Origin of the sequence: Methylococcus sp. EFPC2 (assembly GCF_016925495.1) — a bacterium.
Taxonomy (GTDB): Bacteria; Pseudomonadota; Gammaproteobacteria; order Methylococcales; family Methylococcaceae; genus EFPC2.
Genome location: NZ_CP070493.1, coordinates 1 through 25,893 on the forward strand (window position 1 = coordinate 1; position 25,893 = coordinate 25,893).

Annotated in this window: 29 protein-coding genes and 1 pseudogene; 11 read left to right on the forward strand and 19 right to left on the reverse strand. The window is 59.2% G+C overall.

All coding sequences use genetic code 11. From position 1 onward, the window contains the following. The first annotated feature begins 5 nt into the window (after positions 1 to 5). From JWZ97_RS19750 to JWZ97_RS19785, 8 genes are all read left to right on the forward strand, one after another. Positions 6 to 752: a TIGR02391 family protein gene (locus JWZ97_RS19750; protein WP_205434859.1), complete on the forward strand. Its 747-nt coding sequence runs from the start codon at positions 6 to 8 to the stop codon at positions 750 to 752. Next, positions 749 to 1,705, forward strand: a complete 957-nt coding sequence (locus tag JWZ97_RS19755; RefSeq protein ID WP_240342621.1) for a tyrosine-type recombinase/integrase — start codon at positions 749 to 751, stop codon at positions 1,703 to 1,705. The genes JWZ97_RS19750 and JWZ97_RS19755 overlap by 4 nt, the downstream gene beginning before the upstream one ends. Positions 1,706 to 1,790: 85 nt before the next feature. Further along, on the forward strand, positions 1,791 to 2,066 hold the full coding sequence (locus JWZ97_RS19760; RefSeq protein ID WP_205434860.1) for a DUF1778 domain-containing protein: 276 nt from the start codon (positions 1,791 to 1,793) through the stop codon (positions 2,064 to 2,066). A gap of 10 nt (positions 2,067 to 2,076) precedes the next feature. Then, complete coding sequence (locus JWZ97_RS19765; protein WP_205434861.1) at positions 2,077 to 2,586, forward strand: GNAT family N-acetyltransferase; 510 nt, start codon at positions 2,077 to 2,079, stop codon at positions 2,584 to 2,586. Between the two features lie 87 nt (positions 2,587 to 2,673). Continuing rightward, on the forward strand, positions 2,674 to 2,973 hold the full coding sequence (locus JWZ97_RS19770; protein WP_205434862.1) for a DUF1778 domain-containing protein: 300 nt from the start codon (positions 2,674 to 2,676) through the stop codon (positions 2,971 to 2,973). Between the two features lie 54 nt (positions 2,974 to 3,027). Then, positions 3,028 to 3,462 carry a GNAT family N-acetyltransferase gene (locus JWZ97_RS19775; RefSeq protein ID WP_371822636.1) on the forward strand — a complete coding sequence of 145 codons (435 nt, stop codon included), beginning with the start codon at positions 3,028 to 3,030 and terminating at the stop codon, positions 3,460 to 3,462. Between the two features lie 3 nt (positions 3,463 to 3,465). After that, positions 3,466 to 3,861 (forward strand): hypothetical protein, encoded by a 396-nt coding sequence (locus JWZ97_RS19780; RefSeq protein WP_205434864.1) that lies wholly within the window; start codon positions 3,466 to 3,468, stop codon positions 3,859 to 3,861. Between the two features lie 95 nt (positions 3,862 to 3,956). Further along, positions 3,957 to 4,115: a hypothetical protein gene (locus tag JWZ97_RS19785; protein WP_205434865.1), complete on the forward strand. Its 159-nt coding sequence runs from the start codon at positions 3,957 to 3,959 to the stop codon at positions 4,113 to 4,115. A 135-nt stretch (positions 4,116 to 4,250) separates the two neighbouring features. Here the strand turns inward: JWZ97_RS19785 and JWZ97_RS19790 are convergent, their stop codons facing one another. From JWZ97_RS19790 to JWZ97_RS19810, 5 genes are all read right to left on the reverse strand, one after another. Continuing rightward, a complete protein-coding gene (locus tag JWZ97_RS19790) occupies positions 4,251 to 5,585 on the reverse strand; it encodes a hypothetical protein (RefSeq protein WP_205434866.1) in 1,335 nt (444 codons plus the stop codon). A gap of 121 nt (positions 5,586 to 5,706) precedes the next feature. Beyond that, positions 5,707 to 6,882 carry a restriction endonuclease subunit S gene (locus JWZ97_RS19795; protein ID WP_205434867.1) on the reverse strand — a complete coding sequence of 392 codons (1,176 nt, stop codon included), beginning with the start codon at positions 6,880 to 6,882 and terminating at the stop codon, positions 5,707 to 5,709. Then, the gene (locus JWZ97_RS19800) at positions 6,879 to 8,504 is read right to left on the reverse strand and encodes a class I SAM-dependent DNA methyltransferase (RefSeq protein ID WP_205434868.1); all 1,626 of its coding nucleotides are present in this window, start codon (positions 8,502 to 8,504) and stop codon (positions 6,879 to 6,881) included. The genes JWZ97_RS19795 and JWZ97_RS19800 overlap by 4 nt, the downstream gene beginning before the upstream one ends. 18 nt (positions 8,505 to 8,522) lie before the next feature. Then, positions 8,523 to 10,655: a DEAD/DEAH box helicase family protein gene (locus tag JWZ97_RS19805; protein WP_205434869.1), complete on the reverse strand. Its 2,133-nt coding sequence runs from the start codon at positions 10,653 to 10,655 to the stop codon at positions 8,523 to 8,525. Continuing rightward, positions 10,652 to 10,993 carry a WGR domain-containing protein gene (locus JWZ97_RS19810; protein WP_240342622.1) on the reverse strand — a complete coding sequence of 114 codons (342 nt, stop codon included), beginning with the start codon at positions 10,991 to 10,993 and terminating at the stop codon, positions 10,652 to 10,654. The genes JWZ97_RS19805 and JWZ97_RS19810 overlap by 4 nt, the downstream gene beginning before the upstream one ends. A gap of 127 nt (positions 10,994 to 11,120) precedes the next feature. Here JWZ97_RS19810 and JWZ97_RS19815 point away from each other — a divergent pair, with 127 nt between their 5' ends. Next, positions 11,121 to 11,309 (forward strand): hypothetical protein, encoded by a 189-nt coding sequence (locus JWZ97_RS19815; protein WP_205434870.1) that lies wholly within the window; start codon positions 11,121 to 11,123, stop codon positions 11,307 to 11,309. A 57-nt stretch (positions 11,310 to 11,366) separates the two neighbouring features. Here JWZ97_RS19815 and JWZ97_RS19820 read toward each other — a convergent pair. The 7 genes and pseudogenes from JWZ97_RS19820 to traJ all read right to left on the reverse strand — a co-directional run. Beyond that, positions 11,367 to 11,581, reverse strand: a pseudogene (locus tag JWZ97_RS19820) (hypothetical protein); the annotation flags it as partial. Continuing rightward, a complete protein-coding gene (locus tag JWZ97_RS19825; protein WP_205434871.1) occupies positions 11,578 to 11,859 on the reverse strand; it encodes a DUF1778 domain-containing protein in 282 nt (93 codons plus the stop codon). The pseudogene JWZ97_RS19820 and the gene JWZ97_RS19825, both read right to left, overlap by 4 nt. A 72-nt stretch (positions 11,860 to 11,931) precedes the next feature. After that, on the reverse strand, positions 11,932 to 12,168 hold the full coding sequence (gene brnA, locus JWZ97_RS19830) for a type II toxin-antitoxin system BrnA family antitoxin (RefSeq protein ID WP_205434872.1): 237 nt from the start codon (positions 12,166 to 12,168) through the stop codon (positions 11,932 to 11,934). Then, positions 12,155 to 12,418, reverse strand: coding sequence for a BrnT family toxin (locus JWZ97_RS19835; RefSeq protein WP_205434873.1), 264 nt, complete (start codon positions 12,416 to 12,418; stop codon positions 12,155 to 12,157). Before JWZ97_RS19835 ends, brnA begins: the two co-directional genes overlap by 14 nt. 117 nt (positions 12,419 to 12,535) lie before the next feature. Further along, positions 12,536 to 13,018 carry a hypothetical protein gene (locus JWZ97_RS19840; RefSeq protein WP_240342623.1) on the reverse strand — a complete coding sequence of 161 codons (483 nt, stop codon included), beginning with the start codon at positions 13,016 to 13,018 and terminating at the stop codon, positions 12,536 to 12,538. Continuing rightward, complete coding sequence (gene traI / locus JWZ97_RS19845; RefSeq protein WP_205434849.1) at positions 13,015 to 15,009, reverse strand: TraI/MobA(P) family conjugative relaxase; 1,995 nt, start codon at positions 15,007 to 15,009, stop codon at positions 13,015 to 13,017. Before traI ends, JWZ97_RS19840 begins: the two co-directional genes overlap by 4 nt. A 160-nt stretch (positions 15,010 to 15,169) precedes the next feature. After that, positions 15,170 to 15,550: a conjugal transfer transcriptional regulator TraJ gene (traJ, locus tag JWZ97_RS19850; protein WP_205434850.1), complete on the reverse strand. Its 381-nt coding sequence runs from the start codon at positions 15,548 to 15,550 to the stop codon at positions 15,170 to 15,172. A 384-nt stretch (positions 15,551 to 15,934) separates the two neighbouring features. On the opposite strand from traJ, the gene JWZ97_RS19855 reads away from it, so the two are divergent. Beyond that, complete coding sequence (locus JWZ97_RS19855) at positions 15,935 to 16,351, forward strand: TraK family protein (RefSeq protein ID WP_205434851.1); 417 nt, start codon at positions 15,935 to 15,937, stop codon at positions 16,349 to 16,351. Positions 16,352 to 16,377: 26 nt separating this feature from the next. Here the strand turns inward: JWZ97_RS19855 and JWZ97_RS19860 are convergent, their stop codons facing one another. The 4 genes from JWZ97_RS19860 to JWZ97_RS19875 all read right to left on the reverse strand — a co-directional run bounded on the left by JWZ97_RS19860 (position 16,378) and on the right by JWZ97_RS19875 (position 19,965). Further along, positions 16,378 to 17,013 (reverse strand): DNA-binding protein, encoded by a 636-nt coding sequence (locus JWZ97_RS19860; protein ID WP_205434852.1) that lies wholly within the window; start codon positions 17,011 to 17,013, stop codon positions 16,378 to 16,380. A gap of 899 nt (positions 17,014 to 17,912) precedes the next feature. Further along, entirely contained in the window at positions 17,913 to 19,016 is a 1,104-nt protein-coding gene (locus tag JWZ97_RS19865; RefSeq protein ID WP_205434853.1) for a replication protein, read from the reverse strand. Between the two features lie 39 nt (positions 19,017 to 19,055). Next, positions 19,056 to 19,313, reverse strand: a complete 258-nt coding sequence (locus JWZ97_RS19870; RefSeq protein WP_205434854.1) for a hypothetical protein — start codon at positions 19,311 to 19,313, stop codon at positions 19,056 to 19,058. A gap of 10 nt (positions 19,314 to 19,323) precedes the next feature. After that, the gene (locus tag JWZ97_RS19875) at positions 19,324 to 19,965 is read right to left on the reverse strand and encodes a ParA family protein (RefSeq protein WP_205434855.1); all 642 of its coding nucleotides are present in this window, start codon (positions 19,963 to 19,965) and stop codon (positions 19,324 to 19,326) included. Positions 19,966 to 20,238: 273 nt separating this feature from the next. Between JWZ97_RS19875 and JWZ97_RS19880 the strand changes: the two genes are divergently transcribed. After that, positions 20,239 to 21,009 carry an NERD domain-containing protein gene (locus JWZ97_RS19880; RefSeq protein ID WP_205434877.1) on the forward strand — a complete coding sequence of 257 codons (771 nt, stop codon included), beginning with the start codon at positions 20,239 to 20,241 and terminating at the stop codon, positions 21,007 to 21,009. A 532-nt stretch (positions 21,010 to 21,541) separates the two neighbouring features. Here JWZ97_RS19880 and JWZ97_RS19885 read toward each other — a convergent pair. From JWZ97_RS19885 to JWZ97_RS19895, 3 genes are read right to left on the reverse strand one after another with little or no spacing between them, the layout of a single operon-like run. Next, positions 21,542 to 22,684, reverse strand: a complete 1,143-nt coding sequence (locus JWZ97_RS19885) for a hypothetical protein (RefSeq protein WP_205434856.1) — start codon at positions 22,682 to 22,684, stop codon at positions 21,542 to 21,544. Next, positions 22,681 to 24,969, reverse strand: a complete 2,289-nt coding sequence (locus tag JWZ97_RS19890; protein ID WP_205434857.1) for a hypothetical protein — start codon at positions 24,967 to 24,969, stop codon at positions 22,681 to 22,683. The genes JWZ97_RS19885 and JWZ97_RS19890 overlap by 4 nt, the downstream gene beginning before the upstream one ends. Continuing rightward, positions 24,966 to 25,106 (reverse strand): hypothetical protein, encoded by a 141-nt coding sequence (locus tag JWZ97_RS19895; RefSeq protein ID WP_205434858.1) that lies wholly within the window; start codon positions 25,104 to 25,106, stop codon positions 24,966 to 24,968. The genes JWZ97_RS19890 and JWZ97_RS19895 overlap by 4 nt, the downstream gene beginning before the upstream one ends. Positions 25,107 to 25,893: the final 787 nt, after the last annotated feature.

The following is a 25,893-nucleotide window of genomic DNA, read 5'->3' on the forward strand; positions in this document are numbered from 1 at the left end:
AGCCCATGCGCGAACTCGTCCAAGCCATCCCCGACCCCGAGGTTCTGATCGCCCTCGAACCCGAAGAGCTGGCGGTCAAGTTGCTCTTTCTGTTCTTGCGGGGCCGTAAAGAAAAAGTGCAACGGCTGGACGTGACCAGCGGTCTTTGGAGCCTTGGTCTGGTGAAGGAGCCCGGTTGCTATCCGTCGGAGTACAAGGAGCGTGTCGAGTTGGCCGTGTCCGAAGCTTGGGCCTGGCTGGAGGCGCAAGGGTTGCTTGTGCCGGAGGCAGGCGCCAACGGCTATAGCGGTTGGCGTCACCTCAGCCGCCGCGCCCGGCGGATGGAAAGCGAGGCGGATTTTGCCGATTTCAAAACGGCGCGCCTGCTGCCGCGCGAGCTGTTGAATCCCCGGATCGCCGACCCGGTGTGGCGCGCCTTCATGCGTGGGGAGTACGACGTGGCCGTATTTCAGGCGATGAAGGCCGTGGAGGTCGCGGTACGCGAAGCCTCCGGCTTGAATGACGAGCTTGGCGTTACCCTGATGAGAAAGGCATTTAGTCAGGACAAAGGGCCTTTGACTGATATAACAGCGCATCCTGGCGAACGCGTCGGCCGCATGGAGTTCTTTGCCGGCGCCTTGGGTTCCTACAAGAATCCCCATTCGCACCGCGACGTGAACCTGGACGATCCGGCCGAGGCCTTGGAAATCATCCTGCTGGCCAACCATTTGTTGCGCATCGTTGATGCGCGGCGGGCGGATCAATCCCCGTGACCGGCCTGGTTCTACACGTTGGACCCGCGCTGCCGGCGCTGATCGCCGGCGCCGAAGAGCGGACCCAACGCCGCTTCCTGGAATTCTTCGCCGTGGCGATCCGCAACCCGCACACTCGCCGCGCCTACGTGCGGGCCGCCGCGGAATTCCTCGACTGGTGTACGGCCGCCGGCGCCGGCGCGCTCGCCGACATTCAGCCACTGCATGTCGCTGCCTGGATCGAGAGCCAGGGCCGGCACGTAGCCGCGCCGACGGTGAAGCAGCAGTTGGCGGCGATCCGCCATCTGTTCGACTGGCTGGTGACCGGGCAGGTCGTGGCGATCAATCCGGCGTCCTCGGTGCGCGGACCGTCGCACCGGGTGAAGACCGGCAAGACCCCGGTGCTGGATGCCGAAGACGCCCGCCGCCTGCTGGCCAGCATCGAGCCGGCGAGTCACGCCGGCTTGCGCGACCGCGCCCTGATCGCGCTGATGGTGTACTCGTTCGCCCGCATCGGCGCGGCCGTGGGGATGAAGGTGGAGGACGTTTACACCCAGAACCGTCGGCTGTGGGCGCGGCTGCGGGAGAAAGGCGGCAAGCGCCACGAGATGCCTTGCCATCACAGCCTGGAGGATTATCTGATCGCCTATCTGGACGGCGCCGGATTGCGCGACGATCCCAAAGGGCCGCTGTTTCGCACGATCGGCCGCGGCACCGACCGGCTCACCTCAACCCCCCTGCCCCAGGCCAATGCCCATGCCATGGTGCGGCGCCGTCTGGCCGCCGCCGGCATCGCCACCCTGGCCGGCAATCACAGCTTCCGGGCCACCGGCATCACCGCCTATCTCAAGAACGGCGGCACGCTGGAGAAGGCCGCCGCCATGGCCAACCACGCCAGCACGCGGACCACCCAGCTCTACGACCGTCGGCGGGACGAGCTGACGCTCGATGAGGTAGAAAAGATCGGGATTTGAAGAGCAGACCGGCCGGCAACCGAGTTGTCTGGTCAATGTCATGACATTGTGCTAGGTTCTGTCTATAGCCCGATAGGAAGCCGCCATGCCGACCCCAAGACACCGATCCGAGAAACTGGACATCCGCATCACGCCGGAGGCCAAGCAGATTCTGCAGCAGGCCGCCAAGCAGCGGCATACCACCATCAGCCAGTTCGTACTGGAAAGTGCCCTGGATTCTGCCAGCGCCGTGTTGGCGGAGCGTTCGCGATTCGCCCTGAATGCGGAACAATGGGAAGCCTTCCAGGCGGCCCTGGATGCGCCGCCGCGTCGGCACCCGCGCATGGAGCGGCTGTTGAACGAACCGACGATCCTGGATTGAAGCCTGGCGCATGGAGGAAACGCCCAAACCGTCCATCGCCAAGCTGTCGATCGAGCATGACCCCTCTACCTTTGATTGCGGACATAAGGCTCTGAACACGTTCATTCGGTTGCACGCCCTGCCCGGCCAACAGGCCAATATCTCGCAGACCTATGTGGCGGTCGTCGGCCAAACCATTGTGGGCTTTCACACCTTGGTCGTCGGCGACGTGGCCTATGACGATGCGCCGGAGCGGCTGGCCAAAGGGCTGCCGCGTCATCCGGTTCCCATCTTGTTGCTGGCCCGCCTGGCGGTTGATCGAACCTGGCAAGGTAAAGGCTTGGGCGCCGCCTTGGTAACCGATGCCATGCGCCGCACCCTGCAGGTGGCCGATATTGCCGGGGTGCGCGCCCTGCTGGTCCATGCCAAGAACGAGGCCGCCAAGAGTTTCTACACCCACCTTGGCTTCGAGCCGTTCCTGGGGGAACCGCTCATTCTCTACCGGCTGTTGAAAGACCTGCGGGTGATGAGCAACGGTTAGGATGGTCATAGCGCTGGTTTCGTGTTGACAGTGTGCGCACGTCCGGGCTATACAGAACAGCGCCCCCGGAACAATGAAGGTAAATCCATGAGGCCAACAGAAACCACCGAGAGCAGCTCTCAACCTCGTGACATCAACATCAACATCCGCGCCAAACGCAGGCAACGGGACCTGATCGATCGGGCCGCCGAACTGCTGGGAAAAACGCGCTCGGACTTCATGCTGGAAACCGCCTGCCGCGAAGCCGAGGACGTGCTCCTCGACCAGAGGATATTTACTCTGGAACCCGAGACGTTCCGGAAATTCCAAGCTTTGCTGGACGCGCCCCCGAGCGAAAACGCCAAGCTGCGCAAATTGCTGGCGACCAAAGCTCCGTGGGAGCCGTGATTGTCCGAGGTTCAAAAATGGAGCGCTCCTGTCCCCCTCACCGCCGCGCATAATGTGGCGGACTTCAATTGTGGCGAGCCAACTCTTGACCATTGGCTGAAACAGCGGGCCTTGCGCAACGAGGGGCGCGCATCGCGCACCTATGTGTTATGTACCGGCCGGCAAGTTGTCGCCTATTACTGCCTCGCCACAGGTTCCATAACGAGTGAACTCGCGCCCGGCCGCGTTCGCCGCAACATGCCCGACCCTATCCCCTTGATGGTCTTGGGCCGCTTGGCGGTCGATCTCGCTTGGCAAGGGCGGGGACTCGGCAAGGCGATACTGCGCGATGCGGTCCTACGCAGCATTCAGGTTTCCGAGCTTGTCGGCGTCCGGGCGCTCCTGGTTCACGCGCTGTCCGATCAGGCCGTGGGGTTCTATGAAGCCCATGGCTTTCACCCCTCGCCGATGAACCCGCGCACGCTCTTGCTGCCCTTGTCCGAGGTTTGAAGAATGAATGCCGATCCGCAACAAATAGTCGTGCTCGTTGACGCCAGAACCGCCGCCATCGAAGAACTCGATGACAGTATTTTGATGGAGACCGCCGGCGTTGCGATGGCTTTGGACAAGTTGCGGGAATCGCTTGACCAAGTGGCCGCACACTTGGATAACCGGGAATTCGAGAAAGCCTCCCACGTCGGCTACCAGGACGTGGCCCATAACTTCGTTTTTGTGCAGAGAACTTTGGCTGGGCTACAAACCGCCGTGCATCAAAAAGAAGCGCTCATTTCCAGCATCGCCGAGGCCGCGCATGCCGCCTATGAAGATGTCGCTCCCCATGTTGAAAGGCGGATGCAATCCGCCGTGAAGAAATCCGGGGTGCCTGTTACCCATGACAACCTTGATTAATGCTTCCGCCCAGGACGGCGACGATATTGTAATTTTGAGAATCTGGCACGCACTGGAAGAGAGATAAGGGAAACGAACAGGCTCAGGGTGCAGCGTTGGTTGCCGACGCCGTGCGCCGCACCCTGCAGGTGGCCGATATTGCCGGGGTGCGCGCCATCCTGGTCCATGCCAAGAACGAGGCTGCCAAAAGTTTCTATGCCCCTCTCGGCTCCGAGCCGTTTCCGGGGGAACCCCTCTTCTCTACCGGCTGCTGAAAGACCTGCGAGCGATGAGTAAGGTGTGATGGTGGACTGAATTCGGCGAGAAAAAACGCCGTTTAAGCTATTCGTTTCTATCTCAACGTTTTGTGAGAACTGCCCTCCAGCGGGATGTCTGAAACGATCAAAGATTCATCCATTTTTGCTAGCAAGTAGAACCGACAGATCTATTTCCGTGGCTGTTGCCGCGATCAGTCGTATCTTCTTGGCCTGAAGAGCGGGTTTCCCATCCACCGTGACTTTACTGTATTGATTCGCCGCCGTACCGAAAACCTTCTCCATTCGGCCCAGAAATGCGGGACTATTCGCCTCCGGAACGACGATGTCCACGTAGCGATCCGGGTGCACTCTCAGGATGTCGTTGAAATGTTCGTCGGCGTTGTTGAACGAATAACCAACCACCACGATTCGTTGCGCCTGTTTCACCCAATCGGAAGCCTTGCTCCATAAATCGATATAGCGGTGAGAAAGGATAGGCTTTAGGCGGAGGGGAGGCACCAAAGCTGGAATTACATGGATTTGACGGCGCGGGTCGTCGTGACTGACATTGACCGTTGGTGCTACAATGTCCTTGATGAATGCCGCAGGATCGCAGCCTTGGACATTTTCGATGGAAAGCAAATCCCGCGTATCCATCCGCACATATTCGGCCAGTCCTCCGTGAAAATATACGGTGTTTTCGACACCTAGCTGCTCTCGAAGAAAAGATGTGTAGTTAAGAGTGATGGCTCGAATATCTGGTGGAACCATGCCATAGAATGGCAGCGGGTTTATCCCATGATTATCGAACACCTCATTCTGACGAAAAACCAGAAAGGCCCATAAAGCCCAGGAGATATACAGGTAGTTTTTGATATCCGCCGGCTTGTCGTTATAGAACCCGAGGAATTTCTCGACCAGCAGGGTTTCGATGTTGAGCATGTCGGCACTAAGAGCGGCGGCGACCTCGTGACGGTCGGAACTCAGGCCCATCTTGAGGGTGCGTTTGAGCACGGTCTTGAAGGTATCGGAGAGCGACAGCTTGTGGATGTCCAGGATGGAGTCGCTGTCGATCAAGTCGTCGGCATCCCGAGGGAAGACCTCGCGGATCAGATCTTCCGTTTCTTTGTCGAGCTGGCTGTGCTCGGCAATCGTCGCCAACTTGTTGAACAGCCGAATGATCAATTCGCCATGCTTCCGCACATCCTCTTTTTCGGGCGGAAGCCCGGCGATAGCGTCCTGGACTCGCTGGACCATGGCCTTTTGCTCGTGAGGTTCACGAGTGGCGATCTTGTCCACAGCCCGTGCGATCATGGCATTGAAGCTAAAGCGCATGCCCGGCAGCATTGCCCGCAAGGCTTCATCCACCGGCTTTCCCGGTCCGGCCAAATAACGGGTCACCTCTGCCAGCAATGTAGTGGCCAGAGGGAATCCAATGCCGGGAGTCCGGTCGGCGCCAGCCCCCAGGATCAGCAGATTTTGACTCATATAGATGTCAGCTCCTTGTCGAAAAATGCGAGAGCAGCAGGCTCATCGGCATCGATGGCGATTTCCAAGCCGCGCGTGGCGGCGTCGAAATGTTCCACGGCCTGAAGCCATGTAACTTTCCTCAAGAATCGATAAATGTTCTGGCTAGCAGCGCGTCGAAAACCGCCTCCGCCTTCTGTGTTGCGGAAGTTTGTTGGGATTGGATAGATTCAATCTCAGCGACCTGGTCGGCAAACGCTTCCTGAATATCAAAATCAGGCACTGGTATAGGAATAGCTCGGATCGTAGGAGCATTAATGTTGGGTTGCGCGACCGCACGGCTGCCGCCTATAAGCTGAGACTGCCCAAATTGTCCGAGAAAGAAATGTAGAACGAATTCCGGCACAACATCCCCGCTTAGTCCAACCTCAATCAAATAAGCGCCTGCAATGCAGGGCCGCTCCGCTCCATTGAACAATGCCATTTTGCCGATGGTGGCTCCTGTTCTGGTGATGAGCAATGTCCCTGGTTGCAGACTGTACTTTTCAAGTTCTTCAGTGCTCATCGGCAATATGGGCGCGTCAAACCACCGAAGTTCGCCGCTATAGCCCATGTCTGTCGTGCGTAAGATATGGGCACCCTTGTCGGAATATTGTCTATCTGGAAATCTCGGTCCGTAGCGCGTGTATGTTGCAATTTGGCCGACCGAAGTCATTCGCCATCGCTTCGGATTCGTCGCCGGATCACCGAACATGTCGAGAAACAGGGCGGGGATTATTTCAGCGGCTTTTTTCTGGGCCTCGCGCCGAAGCCGGACGATCCCTTCAGCGCGGGAGAGAATATCAGCGATGCGGCGTTGTTCTGGGATCGGCGGAACTGGAATTTTGATTGCGCGAACATCGTTCAGGGTAACGCCCTTTACCGTTGCTCCTGCTCCCATTCTTTCAATCGCGGCTCCCTGAGAGAGCAAGAACCAAAATAAAAAATCAGGAAGAATCTCGCTCTTTGGAATAACGGCTTTAATGTCTTGATTAATAGCCAAAGGCTGTTCTGCAATAGCGACTTTTCCTAGACCTACACGGGTCACAAGCAATACTGTGCCAGTTGGCACAAGGTTAGATGCGGAGTTAGCAAGGCCAGCCTCAGAAATATGATCTTCTGTGTCTGAAATCCTGAATGTCTTAAAGTCTTTTACAGTTGCCCAAGGGATATTTCCGCTGAAGTAATCCTCCCGTTTTTTCGATGGTGTCCCGCCACCGACGAAACGACACACTTCGCCCAATAGGGCGGAGGGATATGCACTTACGCTAATGCTCATAGGGAGCAACCAGACAACGTTTCACGCAATGCCTCGACCTCTTCCATAATCTCCGCTTCGATAGCGGCCAACTCATCCAGCAGCTCGCGTGGATCGCGGTGCTCCACGGCGGTTTGGTTCATCGGGCGGTAGCGGCCCGCCGACAGGTTGAAGTCATTGGCGCGTAGCGTGGCAGCATCGGCGAACCACCACTTTTGCGGCCACTCCTGCGCCGCGTCGCGGGTGAGCCAGTCCAACCAGCGTTCATCCTTGTAGCGGTAGGCCGCGACCAGCATGGGAAGATCGTCCTGGTCTATGGGGGTGTCGTGGTTGGCGTCCAGCTTATAGCCGTCGTTATCGGCGTGGAGGAACAGCACCCGTTCGGTGTTGCCGCCTTTCCGGAACAGCAGCACGGAGGTTTTCACACCCGAATAGGGCTGGAACACCCCGCCAGGCAGGGATAGCACGGCCTCGACGCGATTGTTTTCGATGAGTTGACGGCGCAGCTCCTTGTGGGCCGTGGTGGAGCCAAACAACACCCCTTCCGGCACGATGACGCCGCACCGACCGCCCGGCCGGAGGCTGTCCATCATGTATTTCAGGAACAGGAGTTCCGTGGCCGTGGACGTGCCCACCTTCACGTCGTCGACGATGCGGTCCTTGTCCACCCGCCCCGAAAAGGGCGGATTGGCCAATACGACGTGATAGCCTTCCGCCGGAAGGCGCAGCTCAGCCCGCTTGTCCGGATCGAGCGTGGTGGTCAGTACGTTGCGCAGCAGGATGCGGACATTCGGCAGCCCGCGCAGCGTCAGGTTCATGGTGGCGAGCCGCACCATCTTCGGATCGACATCGTTGCCGAAGAAGGTCGCCGTTTGCAGAGCCGAAACCTGCGTCGCCGACAGTTTGTCGCCCAAACCGCGCCGCTGTGTCTTGCCGTCGATTTCGGCTTCCTGAATCGCCGCCGGCGAGGAATTTGCCAGGCGTATATGGTTGTAGGCCGCGACCAGAAACCCCGCCGTGCCCGCCGCCGGGTCATAGATGGTTTCGCCGATCTGCGGGTCGATCATCTCGACGATGGTGCGGATGATATGGCGCGGGGTACGGAACTGGCCCAGCTCGCCGGCCTGTTTGATTTGCTTGAGGACATGCTCGAACAAATCGCCCTTGGTGTCGGCGTCGGCCTGATCCAGGCGGAGGTTGTCCACCAGGTTGATGACCTGGGTCAGCACGGTCGGCTCGTCGATGGTCAGACGCGCCCCGTTCATGAAGTTATGGGCGGCCTGCTCGCCCAGCTCGCCGAAGAAGGCGAAGACTTCATCGCGCACGAAGCGGACGAGGCCTTCGCCGGACAACCCTTTCGCCCAGACCGACCAGCGGAACCGCTCGCGGGGGAGGGTGGTTTGGTCCTTGACTGGCGCGTTCAGCGGATTTTTTAGCGTCCATTCACCCGCGAACATACTTTCGTAAGGTGTTTTAAGCACCTTGGCTTTGCGCAGATTGTCGGCGTCGATCCCCTCGATCAGGTAGAAGAAGAACAGGAAAGAAAGCTGTTCGGCATTGGTCACGGGGTCGGGATAGCCGCCGCCGTAGAGGTAATCGCGGATCTGGTCAATGGACCGGCGCATGTCCGGGGTTAAAGGCATGAAAGCATCCTGAGTTGGCTAATGCAGCGCCTGACGTGGCGCCGTGCTGGGTTGGTTGGTCGGGGTGTGCTTCGGGAAGACCGCCTCATTCATCGCGATCAGCACGGCATAGAGCCGGTCCTCGCCGCCGAAGATTCGCACCGCTTGGGCGTAGCCGCCCATGAGGGTGAAGGGATGGAAGGCGAAATGCCCGGCCGTGAATTCGTCCAGGGTGTCGGCATTGGCCCGTATCTGGTTGCCGATGACGCGCAGCCAGCTTTCTTCATTCGGGCTCAGGTCGCTGCGCGTGAGTAGCCAGGTTTCGAAGCGCGCGCCGAGTTCGGCGGCCTTCTGCTCCGAGACCGCCGGGAACACCATGTTCCCGTTTTCATCGAGGGTGATCCATTCCCGCGTCGTCGGATCGATATGGTCGTCCACGTCGAGCGCCAGGAGCCGGCGCGGCTCGTATTTCTTTTTCTTGGGCACTTCCCGGATGACGCCGCCTTCAATGATCTCGTCCTCGTCGCCGTGGAAGTCGCAGACGCCGACGAAATCGAACATCGTGAAAGCGGGCTTGCCCGCGATCTTGCGCGTGCCGCGCCCGCGCATCTGCTGGTAGAGGATGCTGGAGCGGGTAAAGCGGGTGAATACCAGATTGACCACTTCGGGGCAGTCGAAGCCGGTATCCAGCATGTTCACCGAGACCAGAATCTTGGGGTATGGCTCTTTCTTGAACCGCTTGATCTTGCTCATGCCATCGAGGGTGTCGTCGCTGCCCATGCCGGACACAACAAAATCCGCATAGCGCACCTCCGGGAATTCCTTACGATCCGCGAAGGCCTGGTCGAACATGGTCGCCAGGGTCTCTGCGTGGCGCTTGTTGACCGCAAAGACGATGGTTTTGCCGATCAGCGGTTTGCGCAGCACGCCCTTCGCGTCCAGATAGCCGTTGTCCAGCACCTGGCGGAACTCCCTGACAATGGCGCGATTGCGTTCGGGGATGGTGAACCGCCGTTCCAGGGCGGAAGGATCGATGGTGATACTGGCCTGGCCCGCGAACAGCTTCTCGAATTCCGCCTTGGTCTCGGCATCCATGGCCGACCAGTCCAGCTCGTCGCGCTTGACCTCGAAACCGCCTTGGGCCGCTGTCTTGACGGTCAGCGCCTTGTATATGTGATAAGGAACGAGATAGCCATCCCGAATGGCATCCTTCAGCTTGTAGCTGAAGGTCGGCTTGTCCACCTCGAAGAAGCGCAGGGTGTCGCGCACGAACAGTTTGTCCTCTTCGTCGTCGAAATCATCGCCCGCCGTGCAGGGCGTGGCGGTCAGACCGACCTGTATCCCGTCGAAATGCTTCAGCACGCCGCTCCATTTACCGTAAATGCTGCGATGACATTCATCGCTGATAACCAGATCAAAATAGCCCGCCGAATAATCGCCATAGATATTGACCATGCTTTGCAGCGTGGTGATGGTGATCTGCTTTTCGTCCTGAAAGCGGCGGCCGGCGCGCAGCACATAGGCCGGATAGTCCGGCAGGTGCTCGCTGAAGGCGTCCTCGGTTTGTTTCGCCAGCGGGATGCGGTCCACCAGGAAGAGCACACGGGTGATGGCGTTGGCCTGAAACAGGCGCTTGATGAAGGCCGCCGCGGTGCGGGTCTTGCCGGTGCCGGTCGCCATCTCGACCAGCAGCTTGCGCCGCCCCTGGGCGATCTCGCGGCAGAGGGAGTCGATGCAGTTCTTTTGATAGTCGCGCCCGGCGATCCGGTGATCAACCGGCAGCGTCAGCGGGTCCTGGCGTAGTTGCCGCGTCGCGAAGCGCTGCTCCAAGTCCTTTTGCTTGAAGAAGGTCTTTACCGGGCGCGGGAAGGCCTCGCACCCCCATTCCCAGAACAGGATTTCCTTGCCGTTGGCGAGAAAGATATAAGGGACGTTCAGTTCCTGAGCGTAGGCCTTGGCCTGTTCCGTAGCCTCGCCGGGACTGATCGAAAACCGCTTGGCTTCGATAACCGCCAGAGCCCGGCCATACCGGTCGCACAGCACATAGTCGGCGCGGCCGATCTTGAGAACATACTCGAAGCGGATGCTGTTAGGGTCGCTGATATTCCAACCCTGGTCTTTAAGCTGAGCGTCGATAATGACGCGGGAAAACGCTTCATTGCTTTTCGTCATGCGACCGCTAAATCCTCCATATCCCATTGGATATCATCCCAAGCGCCAACAATACCCTTTACCTTATAGTCAATCCCGATGCGTTTGGGCGCACTTTTGCGCTTGCAAAGACACTTCCGGACATAAGAATAGGCGGCAGCTTCGTCGGCTACCTGGACAGTTTTGGTGTGGCCCTTCGCGCCGATCCGGCCATAGTTCAAGGCGACGATCCAATCGCCGAACAGGTCTTGCCCTGCGGCGATGCTATAGGACCTGCGGATATTGCGGGCCGGATCGCTGGCTTCCAGGTGAATAGCGAAATCCATCATGGGTGTGCCCTCGCCTCTATCGGGATTCATCCCGATCGTTTGTTTCTGGATCAAGGTGGATCACGGATTGGCATTTCCAGCCAATCCCTTCGATCATGGTATCCGATGATTTGGATTTCCCTTCTTCGACACCTTCACCCCATCAGGAGACTCCACCATGGAACCGATCCCAAACCGTTCGGAACGCCCCGCGCAATTAAGGTTTATGGACAAGAACTCTCCGCTATTACCGCTTCCGGTACCGCCTTTGGTTACCCGGCTCACCCTGTCCGAATTGCTGGGCGGTCAGTCGTTGGATGCGTTGGAGCGTGATCCGCACGCGGACGGGCCATCGGCAGCATCCTGATCTTGGGGCGGTACGGAGTGGGCAGTATGATCCGCCTCTTACCCCTTATCGATCCTTAAGATCGGCCAACAGCAGGTTTGCCGAGGCCAGGGTGAATACCCCGCGATACGAGGCTCCTCGGTCAGCGCCACGAAGCAAGCCGCTACGCGGCGGCGAACGTCTTGGGCAGCTTGCTCCCGCAAGTACCGATCCAGCGGATCGGAACCACTGCCGAACCGGGTGCGGTCGGGCGCGGCATCGAGCGGCGTAACGAGGAACGGCACCCGGCTCATTCGGCGCGCAGCAGTTTCTTGCGACGGGCGAAGGCGCGCTTCAAGGATGGCGCTGGCGCCGACGGAGACAGCAGCGCACGGGCAAAGCATTCCTGGTCGGCCAATGACAGACGAATGACGTCGGCCTCCTCGATGGCGCGCTGAGCGGCCTCTTGCACGGCGGCAATGACAAAATCGGTCATCGTGCGCCCCTGAAGTTCAGCGGCGCGCTTGAGCAACGCATGCAGATCGGTGGGAATCCGGGCTTCGAGTCGGGCGGTTGGGGTGGCTGCGGGCATCGGGTTGTCCTCCTGCCGGCCAGTATGCGGCAAGTTGCCGTATGACACAGCGCTCCGCTGCCGAAGACGGTTTCACCCCGTATGGGGCCGAAGATGATCGAGTTTATCGGCCAACCACAGCTTGATCAGCGACTGACGCGTCACACCGAGACGATGCGCTTCCTTGTCCAGCGAGTGCACCATCCAGGAAGGGAAATCGACATTGATGCGCTTGGCTTCGAGGCCAGGCCGATGGGCCTTGCTCAAGTCGAGCAGGGCCGTAATGTCCTCGCCGTCATCAAACTGCTGATCAAATTCAGATGCTTTCATACAGTTGCACCTCTTCTTTGCGCGACCGTCTGACCGAAATCAGGCGGATATGGCTGTTTCGATACGTCACCACCGCAGACCAATGTTTGCTGCCGATTCGACCGATCACGAGAAAGCGCGGCTCATCCGTGGTTTTGGCGGGAATCTCCAACAGTTCAGGGTCTTCCCACAGCGCTTGCGCCTGCTCGAAATCGATTCCGTGCTTGGCCAGGTTGGCGATGTTTTTGTCCTGATCGTATTCAAATGACATGCTGGATGTATCGCACATTCGCCATATTCATACAACAGTTTTTATATCGTTTTTAAACCATCGAAACTGACCTGCGCCTTAAAACTCCCACCCCGTTTTCTCCTAGCTGTGTGGGTCCTATCGTTTTCCCCAAGCGACGATCCTGCGCCATTGCAGCGCGCTGAGTGCAGGTCTGGCCTTTTCCAGCAGCCGCATCAGCCGTTCCTGTTCCTCCGCTTCCGGCAGCCAGTCTTCGAGTAGTAGACAGTCCTCGAACGCTTCCCCGGCGACCACGGCGGTAATCACCCGGTCGGCAAGAGCACGGTAGTGATCGGCGGCGTAGACCGGTCCCGGAGGTAGGTGCAGCCCATAGGGCTCCAGCCGGCTGCGAGCATCGAAGAGGCCTTCCTGTCCCAGCCAAAGCGTGGTGTCGAGGGTATCCACGCCGGCCACGCAGAACCGCCCCGGACGCCTCCCGCCGTAGCCTTCGAAGGTCTCGGCGAAGTGCCAATCGCCGGTCCCCTCCGGCGTAGGGATGTTCAGCGCCGTCTCGGCGGTAAGGTAACGGCTCCGGGTCGTCGCCGGCAGCGCCACCCGATCCCCCGTGCCGGTTTCGTTCACCGCGACCGTCCTTGGGACTTGCTCTGTACCCGGCCCTCGGCATCCAGCGTCACGACATCCCCCACCAGCTTGCGCCGTAAGGCCAAGACCGTAGGCTCGTCGACCGGCACCACCAGCATCCGCTCACCCTGGCGCAGCAACGCCAGGCTGTGTCCGTCCAGGGTCCGTTGTCCGCCGTAGCGCAGCTCGCCGGCATCGCCGGCTTGATAACGGCGGTGCTCGGGAATGTCGGTGATGATCCGCCGGGTTTGGTTGCGTTCGGCGATGTAGCGGTCTGCCGCGGCCAGGGCATCCGCGCTAACCACCGGGGGATGGGAACCGGACGCTGTCGGTCTCGGCTCTGGAGAAGCTTGGGCCGTCTGCCGGGAGTCCGGGGACATCCCGCCAACCATCAGGCTTTGCCGGCGCCGCTCCAGTTCGGCATCGTCGAAGCGCACCGGCAATCCGGCCGCCGCCGCGGCCTGAACGACCTGGTCCTTGAACGCCTCGCTGCCCGTCACCGACAGACACTCGCCATAGCGTTCCAGGGCCAGGGTCAAAGCCGCTGCCAGGGCTTCGGGACCGCTACCGCGGGAGACCTTGAGCCGCTGGCCATCGTCGCGGATCACCGCGGCCCCGGTCCGGTAGATCACCGTGCCTTGCTTGGTGACGCTGTCCTGTTGCAGCGGAACCGGTCTGCCGGGCCGCGGCGTGCCGGTGGCGGAGACCGTCCGCCCCTTCAGCCCTTGCGCCGCCTCTCGGCCACGCAGCGCCATCAAAGCCTCCCAGTCCCCGGCCGTAGCTTCCCGTCGTAACCAATCGGCCCAGGTGAGCCGTGTGCCGCGCTCAGCGATGCCCTGCCGCTCCTGCAAATAAGCTTGGTGGATGCGCCGGCTCTCATCCCTCAGGGCTTGGCTGGCCCGGGCATAAAGCAGCTTCTTGACGGCGCCGGGCTCCACCATCAACCGGATGGCGGCGCGCTTCGCCGTGGCGCCCCGCCGGGCGGCCTCGAGCGCGGCGGTCTTGCGCGCTTTCGCCCGACTCAAGGCCTCGGCCCGCTCCGTCCCCCGCTGCTGCTGCTCGGCTTGATAACGGCCGAACAGCGCCGCGGTATCGAGCCGCGTCCGCACCGGCCGGGGTTCATAGCACCGTGAGGGTTCCGAAGCCGGCGGCCGGATTGCCTGACCCGTTTCCCGCCCGTCCTTGCGGCTGTTGCGGTCGCTGTCACCGGCGCTGCTGCCGCTGCCGGCCGCTTGGAACGCTCCCAACCGTGCTTCCAGCTTAGCCTTGGACAGCCCCCGGTCCACGGTACTGGGTTTAATCCGGACCCCGCTGCCATCCACGATCACCAGGCCATTGCCACGGCCCTGCAGGGTCAATCCGTGGTCGTTCAGAACCCGGTGCAAGGCCTCCCAACTCGGCGCCGCCACCAAGGCGTCCAGATATTCCCGCCGTAGCCAGCTCATCAGGCTCTCGACCCCAGCATGGCTTTCCAGGTCCGCCGCCCGGTTCTCCGAACCGCGCTTGCGGGCCTGGTGGTTGTCCGGCTCCAGGCCGTAGCGGCTCTCCAGCTCGGCGCACAGCCCACCTAAGGTCTTGTGGTCGTTGTAGGGCGTATGCAGGGTGTAACGAAGCGGATGGATTTTGTTGATGGCGATGTGCAGGTGCAGGTTGTCGGTGTCGTCGTGCACCACGCTGATCCGTTGGTGGCCGTCATAGCCGAGCCCCTCGCACAACCGCGCCTCAATGGCCTCCAAGATCGCCGCGGCGGGCTGTTCGCCGGCCCGGAAGCTGACGATCAGGTGGTAGGTCTTGTCGGAGGCCGCGCGGATGTTTTGGGCCTGGGTGTTGAGGATCTCCAGCACAGCCGCGTCGGGCCGCTCGCTGTGGCAATGGCTGCTGCGCACCGCACCGACCCGCTCGTGCTTGCCTTTGCCGTCGGTGAGGTAGTGAATCAGTTCGCCGTAATGGCTCTTCTGCACCGAGTTCATGGCGACGTGCTTGGCGATCATGGCGCGGCCTCTGGTCCGCTCCGGACCCGCTCACATTCGCCCTGATCACCGCCCTGCCCTTTCCGTCGTCCGTTGCCGGACGGGTAACCCAGGCCGTGGAGATCGGTCCACCACGTCACCCGGTCCGCCGCGGCAGGGTGAAGCGGTCCTGGCTCCCGGGTCATCGTTGGGACCGGGGGCGAACCACCGACTTCATCACCGCGATCATTTCGTCCTGGGTGTCTTCGATCTTCGCCAGGACGGCTCGCAGGGTGGCTTCGTCCACCGTCGCGGTTCGGGGATCGCGACTCAGCCACAGTTTCAAAAGGCCGCCCAGCCGGCCTAGGTCGCCGTTGATACGGGCCAGTGCTTCCACTTGCTGATGGTCGACGATGCCGCGAACTTCGTAGCCCAAACCGAGAGTTCGGAGTAAGGACGACGTGCTGTGGCCGGTGCGTTGGGCGAGGGCTTTGATCTGGGCTTTCTCTTCGGGGGTGACCCAGACGTTGATGGGGGTGGTGTTTTTGCGGGTGGGGGTCGGAAGGGGGGTTGGCGTGTCCATGGCGTTCCTTCAGTCATAACAAGCTGCGGTAGCGGCTCGCCCCGCAGGGCGGGAGTTCCGTTGAGCACGGAGGGCGAATAAGGAGGGGCGCGAAGGACTGGGACCGGATTGCCGGTACCTGTACTTCGCATATCCTGCCCCTAATTCTACGCTGTTTTCCGCTGTATTGGTTTGTATCAGGCCTTGTTTTTACCTGTCACCAGCGGTCTTCAGCCGTTGTTGCGGCGTTTCCGGTCGGTTTTGGGACAGTACGGGACATTAACGAGACGGTTTGACGCCAGGAATGCGTTATAGTGGGACTCTGTTGGGACAACATTAAGCCCACATGCCCGAGACATGCAGCGCTTTCCAAGCCGTCAGACAGAACATTCCTAAGTCCTTGCCATGAGCCAACGCTTGATCGATTTACTGGCCGAAGCGGCCGAACAGGGCACCGCTAAGCGGGCCAATACTGCCCGCTTGCTGAAACACTGGGAGGAGATCGAAGACGCCTTGAAGGCCGGCTATACGGTCAAAACGGTGTGGGAGGTCATGTCTCGGCAGGGCTGGATCGCCATGAACTATGACGCCTTCCGCCGAAGCCTGTACCGGCTTCGGCAACGCAAAGCCGCGGCCTCGTCAGTCCCGTCCACCCAGTCATCCCCGCCGGCGCCTTTCCCCAATGCCCCAATAACGCCCGCCGCCCGGAAACCCACATCCCCAGCCAAGCCCACGGCGGAACTGGGCAAGCTCCAGGGCTTTGTGTGGAATCCCGTGCCCAACGAAGAAGAACTCTTCGGATCTGATGAGGAGGAGGACTGACCGTCGCCGGCTTCGAGTTAATCGGGTTATCCAGGATCGGATTTGCCCGGCTTGGCTTTGGAGGTCTTGCCGGCTGGCTTCTCCTCCCCTTCGCGCCGGGTCTCGGCCAGTTCCAGAAAACGGCGGTGAAGTTCGGCAAGTTCCTGTTTTAAATCTTCCGCCCGGCTCTCGACGGCCTTGGCCCGTTCGTCGAGTCGGGCGTTCTCGATGCGTAGCACGGTTTCCGCTTTCTCGGCCTGGTCGAGGGCGGCAGCTTTGTCCTCCAGGCTGACGGTCAAGCGGGCCATCGTCTCGGCCTGTGCGGCATTCTCGGTTTCGAGACGGCTGATTTCGGCGGCCATGTCGCGGCGCTCGCGCTCCATGTCCCGCCGGGCAGCCTCCAAGGCCTCGCGCTCGGCCTTAATGCCGTCCTGCGCCTCCTTCCAGGCCGCGCCCCAAAGCTGACGCATGGCGCGGGCGACGCTCTCCGGCATGTCCGGGGCGTCGGTGGGGCGGCGATGGTCGTTGGTCTCCTTCCATTTGCCCAGCATGACGTTAATGGTGGAAAAGCTGCCGCTGCCGATCACCTCGCGGACGGCGGACACGGTGACAGCTTGCCCACTCTGCAAGAGCTGCTCGGCGGCCTCGAAAACTTGTTGTTCGGAAATGCCTATACGCGCCATGACAAAGATCCTCCAGGAAATGTAACAGACAAACGTTAATTACATAATTACGTTATCTTACATTACATGGTACGCCCAAACCGCATCCGTGCAAAGCAGGGCCGACGCTGAATTGACGGAAGACGGTGGGGATTGCGAAGGACTTTGGGACGGCAAACCGCCCTCTACCCTATAAAACCGGCTTTTAGGGCCTGTCCGTGTGCGAAGGGATTGGAGCAGAGGGACATCCCGCCTGCCCGCGCTGATGGACCGCCAAGCATTCCGGCGGTGCCGCTAGGTCCGATGTGTCCGGCTTTTTGGCGGTTCTTGTCGTTGGTTTTCGCGCGGCCAGTAGGCCGCGCCCTGGATGGTTGTGGCCGCATTAAGCGGCCACTCCTTATCAAATCAAACAGGTTGTGAGCGTCCCGAAGGGCGCGAACTCCTTTTGTTCTTGCTCTTAGCTCTTATTTGTATCGAAACAGGTTGCGCGGCGATTAAAGCCGCGCTCCTTTTGGAAGGGTGTCCGGGCTGGTTTGGAAGTTATCCACACGGGGAGCATGGTTAAAAGAAAGAATAAATAAAAGGATAAAAGGATAAGGGGCAAAAAACAGGCTTTTTTATAAGTTGTTTCAATTGGTTGCAAAAACGACCCGCCCCCTATACCTACCGAGTACATGCGCTGAAGTGTCAAGAATCGGCGACCCGCCCCCTATACCTACCGGTCCCGCCCCCTATACCTACCGAAAAATCGGCGACCCGCCCCCTATACCTACCGAAAAATCGGCGACCCGCCCCCTATACCTACCGATTCAGGGTCTTCTAGCGGCGGCAAAACGGTTAAAAAAAGAGACCCGCCCCCTATACCTACCGAGACCCGCCCCCTATACCTACCGAAAATGGCGACGACCCGCCCCCTATACCTACCGGTTTTTCGGGGCTGTGGATAACTTCCCGGTCTCTGTCTGCCGCTCTTCGGCAATCTGCTTGCGCTTGTTGGCAGCCTTCATGTCGTGGCTGAACTCGGACGACGCGAACAGGGTATAAACCACGTCCTCGACCTTGCCGCGCAGCCCCAGCAGGGACTTCTTCTCGAACTTGCCCAGAACCCGCGCCGTTACCAATTCATCAAGGGCAGCGTCCAAGGCCTCGATGGCCTTGCGCTCGCGTCCATAGCTGTCCAGCAAGGCACTATCGCGCCTAACCGTGCGGTAACGCATCTCGAAGGGCGTGATCAGACTGGCGAAGGTGAATTTCAGGGACAGTTGCTTGTGGAGCCACCGGGCAAGCTGCGTCCTGTGGCTCATCATCTGGGCATAGTTGAATTGCCGGTAGGTGAGCGCGTCGATCTCCTGCGTGACAAGCGGGTGAAACTGGACGATCCACTTGGCGTGGGGGTCTTCGGCCAGCCGCCCTTTCGTGACTGCTGAAAGGCCGGAAAAGTAGGAACTCACGGCGAAGGCCTCGCCGCCTTTCCCGTCCGTGGTGCGAATTTCGATGGTGCTGCGCGCCAATATTTGCAGGCTTAAGATGATCTCCTGATAGGAACGGGTATGGCCGCGCTTCTTCAATTCCTCGCGCAGCATATAGAGCGTGAACACAACGCCGCTGCGGAAATTCGGCCTGTCGAAAAAGGCGTTTTGCTGGTCGGCGGCAATCTTCCGTAAAGCATCTTCGATCAGTTCTTCAGTGGCTGACGGGTAATAATCCTTGCTCATACCAGTCTTCTCGTCGAGAACACGAGCGGCCTGGATAATGGTCTTCAGAGTCGTACCGCGATACTGGAACTCGACTTGTTGCAGGTCGAGAAAGCCCTTGGCCTTGCGTATCTTGTCCATCTGCTGCCGCGACACGGCATAACGCGGCACGCTGTCCCAAAGGTCGAAGGTATTCGATAACCGCGCCCGCTCGTCTTCGCTGTTACACAGAAAAGAACGGAACAGGTCGAGTTGCTGCCCCTTAAAGTCCGCCTCGCTCGGCGGAACCACCGGCTTATCCAAGTCCGCAGCTTTTTTTGTCTTTGTCATGGCGAAAATCCCTTCCGGTAAGCCTATGCCCTGGCGTGACTACCGCATGCCGCGGCTTTTCTCCCATGCATCCAATGCCTGGCGTAAGAGTTCGTTCAATTTCAAATCGGCTTCAGCAGCACGCTGTCGGAAGCGCCGGCGGAAGTCGGAATCGACCTTGAAATTGAGTGGCGCGCTGGCCGTCGTGGATACCTGCGGCGCCTCGGGCTGCCGACCAACGGCGTCGGTTGGCGGAATCGCCGCGCCTTTAACGGCAACCAGCGATGGAGAAAGATTTGCGGCTTTCTTGGAAGACATATTTCGTTCCTTATTTCTTTCGTGTTTTCTTTCTTTCGTTCATTCGTTCTTTAACGAACACCCACAACTCGGCGACCTCGCTAGCACTGCGTCCCCGCGCATCAATTTCAAGAACCGTGCGACCGTCGATCATCGAGGCGGCGAAATCCACGCGGTCATGAACAATCGCCGGCGCCACAACGCCATGCGCTGACAAGGCGGCCATAGCCTGAACCGTGAGCCGGCTATTTGGCTTAGCCTGAGTAACGACAAACGCAAATGGACGGTTTGCGTCGGTAGCAAGTTCGACGGTACGGCCGACGGCCCGTAAGTCGTGAGGGCTTGGGCGTGTCGGAATCAGAACAAAGTCGGCCTGACCTACCACGGTGCGGATTGATTCCGTAATAGCTGGTGGCGTATCGATAAAGGCGTAAACATAACCGGCCTTTGCCAACGCTTCGAGCTTGGCGGGAAGTTCCTTTAAGGTCACTGGTGCGAAACTGGGGGTATCGTTCTCGCGGCCATTCCACCAGGCGGCAAGGGATGCTTGTGGGTCCGTATCAATCAGTACGCAAGGGCCATCCCCTGATCTCTCGGCCGCCACGGCAAGATGAGCAGCAAGCGTTGTCTTCCCTGCCCCACCTTTCTGGCTGGCTAATACGATGGTTTTCATATTTCGTTCTTTCTTCCTTTCGTGTTTTCTTGTTTAGCCGATCGCACGTTATCGTTCTTTCTGCTTAACGCTACAGGAACGAAAACACGATAGCAAGATTTCGTCGGCAGACCGTATCCGTTCGAGGTGTTGATTGCCAGCGATCGTTCAACGGCGGTGCTGGCCGACATGAATGTCAAGATTTTTGCCCTCATCGGTAAGCCCTGATTGCCGTCTATCATTGGTCGATGGGGCCGGCCGGTGAGTAACTGATTCAAAAGGGAGGACGTAATGATGGATTTCAGCCCATTGCTGATACCGCTGTGGCATGCCATGAAGTGGCTGATTCCCTTGGCGGTTCTGGCGGCGATCATCCAATCGCCCTGGTTCAAGGGATTGGTAGGTGAGTGGCTTGTCAGGTTCGCGGCCTGGCTCAGGCTGGATAAGGCAGAGTACCGGGCGCTGCACGATGTGACGCTGCCGACGCCGGACGGGACCACCCAGATCGATCATGTGTTCGTGTCGCGCTACGGCGTTTTCGTCGTCGAGACCAAAAACTACTCGGGGTGGATCTTCGGGGGTGAACAGCAACCAACCTGGACTCAAAAGATTTACCGGACGACCAACAAGTTTCAAAACCCGCTGCGCCAGAATTACAAGCACCTCAAGGCGCTGGAAACCCTGCTCAATGTCCCGGCCGCGACGCTGCATTCGGTCATCGTGTTTGTCGGCGGCAGCACGTTCAAAACCCCAATGCCGCCGAATGTGACCTACGCCGGCGGCTATATCCGCTACATCAAATCATTCAAGGAACCGGTTTTCTCTGCCGCTGAGGTCGATGAGATCGTCGAGGCGATCAGTAGCGGGAGACTAAAGCCCGACCTGGCGACCACACGCGATCATGTTCGCCGTCTGAAATCGCGCAACAACCGGGATGCGCCGCGGTTATGTCCCAGGTGCGGAAGCCCCATGGTGCTCAGGGAGGTAAAGAAGGGAGCCAATGCCGGTAATAGCTTCTGGGGGTGTTCGCAGTTTCCGAAGTGCCGGGCGATTCAAAACGTGTGACACGGCATTATGGACGGCCAAGATCCTCGTCTACGCGAAATATGGCGCCAAAAGGCCATTCCAGTTATTTACCGCCAAGATCGCCCGCATCCTGTGTTTTTGCGTATTCCCTACGCACCCAATAACTTCGACTGGGTTCGCGGGGACAGGCGACACAAGCCTGAGTGGAATCACAAGTACAAGTGCTGGGAAGCCCCTCTTTCCTGGTTTGACGAGCTTGTTAAACGAACGCTGCGACGTTTTGGCAAGACTTATGTCATTCAACTCTATAAGGAGCATCAAAAGTGTGCTCCAGCATGCTGGAACGCCAAAGGTTTTCATTGCGAATGCTCTTGCATGGGAGCGAACCACGGTTCCAGACACCCCGAGGGTTATTGGCATGAGGTATCTGAAACTTTTGCTTTTCAGTGGGGGCCTCGTAAATATGCGTGTCGTCTCATTACGGCCAGTAACGCCGGTTAATTCTGCTTTGACGGGCGCCATATATGGATAGTGTCTACGGCGCCAGGATTTTCAGTGTTTCAACAACCTTTTAAGGCTCCCTCCACCCTCCAGGACGACTGACGACGATCGCATCCGTGACCCCCCCCAGCTTACGAATCCCAGCCACGAGCGCCCTATGATGCTGCACTGAACCGGTGTTGTCCCATATAAAAACGACGATAGTGTCATAGCCGTTGTCCTGGCTCAGGTAGAGGCCAGTGTCGGCGGAGACCTCCTCAATGATATTCGCCAAGCCTGACTGCGTGGACTCGTACAAGAACTTCGCCTCGACAATCAGTCTCAGCCGAGGGATCGCTAGGTCGACTCGGGGATGCTTGTAGCCGATCGATTTCAGGTGCTCCTCGTCAACAAGGTCATCGAATAGTGGGCGCATCACGGCGAAGAGCAGCGCTTGTACGTCGTACTCGCTGGCTATCTCCCACGTGACCGCTGGTTTCCTCTGTCGAGGCGAGTTCCACGGCCACCGTTTGAGCGCATCGGGAACGCGGCGAAGCACATCGACCACATCAGCCACAGAAGTCTGACGGAGGTCGATCATACCCTCCATGTCGAGCAGGCGCTGAAGTGCAGCCAGCCGGACGATGGCGCGCTCCAGCGAATCATCCCTGTCGCTCGCGAACACAATCTGCCGTGCCTGCTCCCGAAGGGCCTCGCTTGTCGATGCGAGGCCCTTCGCTTCGAGAGCGACCTGAAGGTCGGCGGCGACGTGCTCCCACTCGGTTTTGCCGAAAAGACTACGCGCAGCATAAAGGAGGGAGCGTCGCCAGAGGTCATTCTCATGTTGTAAAGCCTGCCCGGCGAACTCGACCACCCAGGGCCTGTAGGGGGTATCCGCGGGTAGCACGGCGAGCATACCGACGGCGAGTGCAAGCACGGCGACGGGATCGCCTTCGAGACCCCACCCACCGCGGTTGGCACCGAAGAACTTCCGAGCGGACAGCCACTCCAGGCCAGACGCTAGCTCGGCCGCATTGACGCGGCCTAGCGCGGCGCCGATGGCATCCGCCGCGACCCCTTGGTAGCTCCATACACCGCGGGTATCCGGAGTCGTGAAGGAAGGCGTCAGGACGCCGAACCACGCGCCGAACCCACCAAGCAGGTCATCATCTCGGGTCTGCGCGACTTTGTCCTCCAGTGCCTCGCGGACAAGGACAAGCAGAGGACGTATCATAGGAACCACCGCGTCCGGCCGATCAGCCCGCCGATCGCATCCTCTGACCATCCATCGACGTCCTGCAGCAGTCGTAATTTCTCGGCCATCATCTCCGAGTAACCGATGGTGATCGGCATCGGAGCCGGGAAGAAACTACGCCAGGAGTGGCATGAGAATGCGAACACCTGGCGGGATAGATATACAAGGTCGTCGAACGTCGAGTTGCGGTGCAAACGCAGGATCACCGGCCTGGGTAGCCCATCGGATGCCAGTTTGACCTCGTTGGCCCCCTTTAATGCAAGAAGCGCCTCGTGTCGGGAGAGACGGAGGCATAGGCCACGGGGTGGGGCCATCACACCCTTCTTAGACCCTCCCGGCGCGTTCGCGCCACGTTGCTCCTCATCGAATAGGAGGAACGGATGGGCGTCGACGACGTGCACGAAGGCGTACTTCGCGTGCGCGAGCCCGAGACCCTCCATCAGCTTCTGCACGGCGCAGACCTCGGCGTTCTTCATCGGCTTGAAGGCATGGAACACCAAACGGACGGGGTCGTCCGGTCGCCAGTTCTGCTGCTCCCGGACTTCGTCGACGGCCCTCTGTATGGCCTTGAGCAACTCCTCTGTGTACTGCTCGAAGGGTACGGCGCGCGTACGGCTGCCGAGCAAGTATCGACCGTCCCCAGTGAAGACGGTCGTGATGCCCACGAAGCGCCGTTTCGGACCCATTCGGCTCGTGTTGGCTTGGTAACTGCCAAGGCCGAATACCAATTCGTGGGCCACCTTCTGATCAGCCGGCAGGAGCCACGGGATGCCGCCAAGCTTCGCGTAACTTGCCAGGCCTATATTGTTCAACGAGTACACAAGCTGCTCTGGGCTCTGTTCCATCGTCTCTAGCTCAACGTCCTGCACTGCGGCTCCGTGCCGTAGGAAGAACGCTTTCGTGACCAGGTACGGGTTATCGTCACCGTTGAGGGCGGCCATGCCATCGTCGATCTGCACAAGCACCAAATTCCAGGTTTTGCCCTTGTCGGTAATCCAGTCAAGCGCCTCGTTGCACGCGATCAGGTAATCCTTCGCCGACGCCGTCCGGCTTGTGAAGAGCTGCTTGAGATTCGGCCTCTCCAGTGAGAAGCGTTGCAGGAAGCCGACCTTACCGGGAAGCCCGCTGAGCAGGCGTTCGACGAACGTCTCGACCCGTCCCTCCTTTGCCTTCTGGCAGATCACTGCGATGTTCAACTGCTTCGGCGTGAACTGGTAGCGATCGCTCGGCCCGTGCGTGTCAAGACCACGTTGGTTCCAGCGGTCGGTCTTCCTCCCGCCGAGGTCGAAGATCAGCTCGGGCTTCTCGATCGTCTCCGACGGCGGGAAACGGTCGCGCCTTACGGAGATCATCGAGCCAAAATCGACGGCGAGCCCAGGTGCAAGCAGTGGCTTCTGCTTCGCGAGGTACTCGAACATTGTGGCCATCCGCTTCAGCCGGTCGGGGCCGGAAGCGACCGTCGCACGCTTCCTCGACAGCTTAGTGACGATGTCAGACCAGCAGTGCGGCTCGACCACGCGAAGCACGCGCTCCAGGACTTCGGCACGGGGTTCGAGGAACGCTTCCTTTGCAGCAATCATCTCGACGTCGTCGATGTGGTCATCTAGTCGTAAGTCCGAGCCGTCAACCTCGCGGATGCGCCCGACGAGTTCTCGCCGCGGCATCAGGCGCGCGTCGCTCTGCGACGAGTTTCGCCGGACGTAGAGTCCCGTGACGTTCATGTGCCGCTCCAGAAGGTCAGAAACCGGGGCGTCAATGAAGATGCGCGAACGGGCCTCGCAGACGAGCACGACGTCGCGATGACCGTCCGCTCGCACAACGACTCGGTCGTCGAACGTGTATGCGACGCGGACGCCGAGCCATGCCGGAAGCTTTACGCCGTTTGGCGCGCTCGTGTGCAGGAGATCGTCGGTATCCTTGTTTGAGATAAGCATGACGCGATGATGTCGCAGCATAACCGGTCGCTTGAGACCAAGTAGATGGTCCAACAGCCACTCGCGGACGAGGCCGGCGACGATGTGGGGAACCTCTCCTGCTTCGACCTCTAAAACATCCCCAGGAAGATCGGCGTCGGTGCGGGCGATTACCTCGGTGTATTCCCCCGTACGTGTACGCACGAGGTGAACGCCTCGATGTTCATCACGAAGCGCATCGAGGTCCGGTCCCATAACGTATGGCACGCGGCCGATCCGCAGCTTCGCTTTATGATCGAACCCGACAGGTACCGCGTTGAGGGTGACGGCCGGATTGTGCCGACCACTCACGCTCCGTCTTCCTGGGCGGAAGCCACTCCTTCAGCCATTGAGGTAAGGATGGCCTGGTCAAAGGTGTCTAGACCGTGCTCATACTGCGCAATGTCATATTCAAATCGATCAAGTATCGTGTTGATCTTGGCGATCACCCAGCCTGCTCCTTAGGTGGTGGCAATCAACGTAACAATGGTGGAATCGATCAGCTTTGCGACGAAGCGACCATCTCAACCGCAATTTTAGGAGATTGTGGCTATGATGGCTGCATCGACAGACAGATACAGCGAAACTGGGCTATCTGTAACGGTCGGAGAAAATAAACCGCAGTAGCCAAAACATCCACTATTAACTAAAGGCGATGCCGTGTTTTAAATGCGGCATCACCTTTTATACCCACTGTGTGGTGGTTATGCGTATTTAATAAGTTTCCACGTAACGGCTTTCCCATTGTGTGGAGGCATAGTATTGCCAGCCGCGATGGGTGCTGTTGTTGAAGGTGTATCAAGCGATTGCCACACGCCGCTCTCAGGGCATTTTTCGCCGGTTTTAGCCGTTGTTCCTAGAGGACATTTTGCCATGTCGATATCCTGATAATGGCAGCCAAGACGACTGCATTACCAGAAATGATGGCGACTTTTATATTTTCAATGGCGGCGTTAGCTTAGAATTGAATATTGGTAATATTCACCAAAATAGTGTGACTTTTTACCAAAACCAGATTTTAGAGGGCGGTCGCTCAACCGGTGTTAGGCATGAATGGCAATACCCGATGGCATCACTCATTTATGATGAATACCCCAAGCCCAACTCTGTCTGTCAGGGAAGCGCATTTCGTCGCCCCCTTCTTTTAGAAGCGGTTAAGCGGAGACAGCCCGGCCAGACATCCTCGCCGGCGTCGGCTCTCCTATATGTGATAATGTCCTTTATCACATATAGGAG

Coding starts and splice junctions, on each gene's coding strand:
- JWZ97_RS19750 (WP_205434859.1), top strand. CDS start 6: ATGCGCGAACTCGTCCAAGCCATCCCCGACCCCGAGGTTCTGATCGCC.
- JWZ97_RS19760 (WP_205434860.1), top strand. CDS start 1,791: ATGCCGACCCCAAGACACCGATCCGAGAAACTGGACATCCGCATCACG.
- JWZ97_RS19765 (WP_205434861.1), top strand. CDS start 2,077: ATGGAGGAAACGCCCAAACCGTCCATCGCCAAGCTGTCGATCGAGCAT.
- JWZ97_RS19770 (WP_205434862.1), top strand. CDS start 2,674: ATGAGGCCAACAGAAACCACCGAGAGCAGCTCTCAACCTCGTGACATC.
- JWZ97_RS19780 (WP_205434864.1), top strand. CDS start 3,466: ATGAATGCCGATCCGCAACAAATAGTCGTGCTCGTTGACGCCAGAACC.
- JWZ97_RS19790 (WP_205434866.1), bottom strand. CDS start 5,585: ATGAGTCAAAATCTGCTGATCCTGGGGGCTGGCGCCGACCGGACTCCC.
- JWZ97_RS19795 (WP_205434867.1), bottom strand. CDS start 6,882: ATGAGCATTAGCGTAAGTGCATATCCCTCCGCCCTATTGGGCGAAGTG.
- JWZ97_RS19800 (WP_205434868.1), bottom strand. CDS start 8,504: ATGCCTTTAACCCCGGACATGCGCCGGTCCATTGACCAGATCCGCGAT.
- JWZ97_RS19805 (WP_205434869.1), bottom strand. CDS start 10,655: ATGACGAAAAGCAATGAAGCGTTTTCCCGCGTCATTATCGACGCTCAG.
- JWZ97_RS19810 (WP_240342622.1), bottom strand. CDS start 10,993: ATGAATCCCGATAGAGGCGAGGGCACACCCATGATGGATTTCGCTATT.
- JWZ97_RS19815 (WP_205434870.1), top strand. CDS start 11,121: ATGGAACCGATCCCAAACCGTTCGGAACGCCCCGCGCAATTAAGGTTT.
- JWZ97_RS19825 (WP_205434871.1), bottom strand. CDS start 11,859: ATGCCCGCAGCCACCCCAACCGCCCGACTCGAAGCCCGGATTCCCACC.
- brnA (WP_205434872.1), bottom strand. CDS start 12,168: ATGAAAGCATCTGAATTTGATCAGCAGTTTGATGACGGCGAGGACATT.
- JWZ97_RS19835 (WP_205434873.1), bottom strand. CDS start 12,418: ATGTCATTTGAATACGATCAGGACAAAAACATCGCCAACCTGGCCAAG.
- traI (WP_205434849.1), bottom strand. CDS start 15,009: ATGATCGCCAAGCACGTCGCCATGAACTCGGTGCAGAAGAGCCATTAC.
- traJ (WP_205434850.1), bottom strand. CDS start 15,550: ATGGACACGCCAACCCCCCTTCCGACCCCCACCCGCAAAAACACCACC.
- JWZ97_RS19855 (WP_205434851.1), top strand. CDS start 15,935: ATGAGCCAACGCTTGATCGATTTACTGGCCGAAGCGGCCGAACAGGGC.
- JWZ97_RS19860 (WP_205434852.1), bottom strand. CDS start 17,013: ATGGCGCGTATAGGCATTTCCGAACAACAAGTTTTCGAGGCCGCCGAG.
- JWZ97_RS19865 (WP_205434853.1), bottom strand. CDS start 19,016: ATGACAAAGACAAAAAAAGCTGCGGACTTGGATAAGCCGGTGGTTCCG.
- JWZ97_RS19870 (WP_205434854.1), bottom strand. CDS start 19,313: ATGTCTTCCAAGAAAGCCGCAAATCTTTCTCCATCGCTGGTTGCCGTT.
- JWZ97_RS19875 (WP_205434855.1), bottom strand. CDS start 19,965: ATGAAAACCATCGTATTAGCCAGCCAGAAAGGTGGGGCAGGGAAGACA.
- JWZ97_RS19880 (WP_205434877.1), top strand. CDS start 20,239: ATGGATTTCAGCCCATTGCTGATACCGCTGTGGCATGCCATGAAGTGG.
- JWZ97_RS19885 (WP_205434856.1), bottom strand. CDS start 22,684: ATGATACGTCCTCTGCTTGTCCTTGTCCGCGAGGCACTGGAGGACAAA.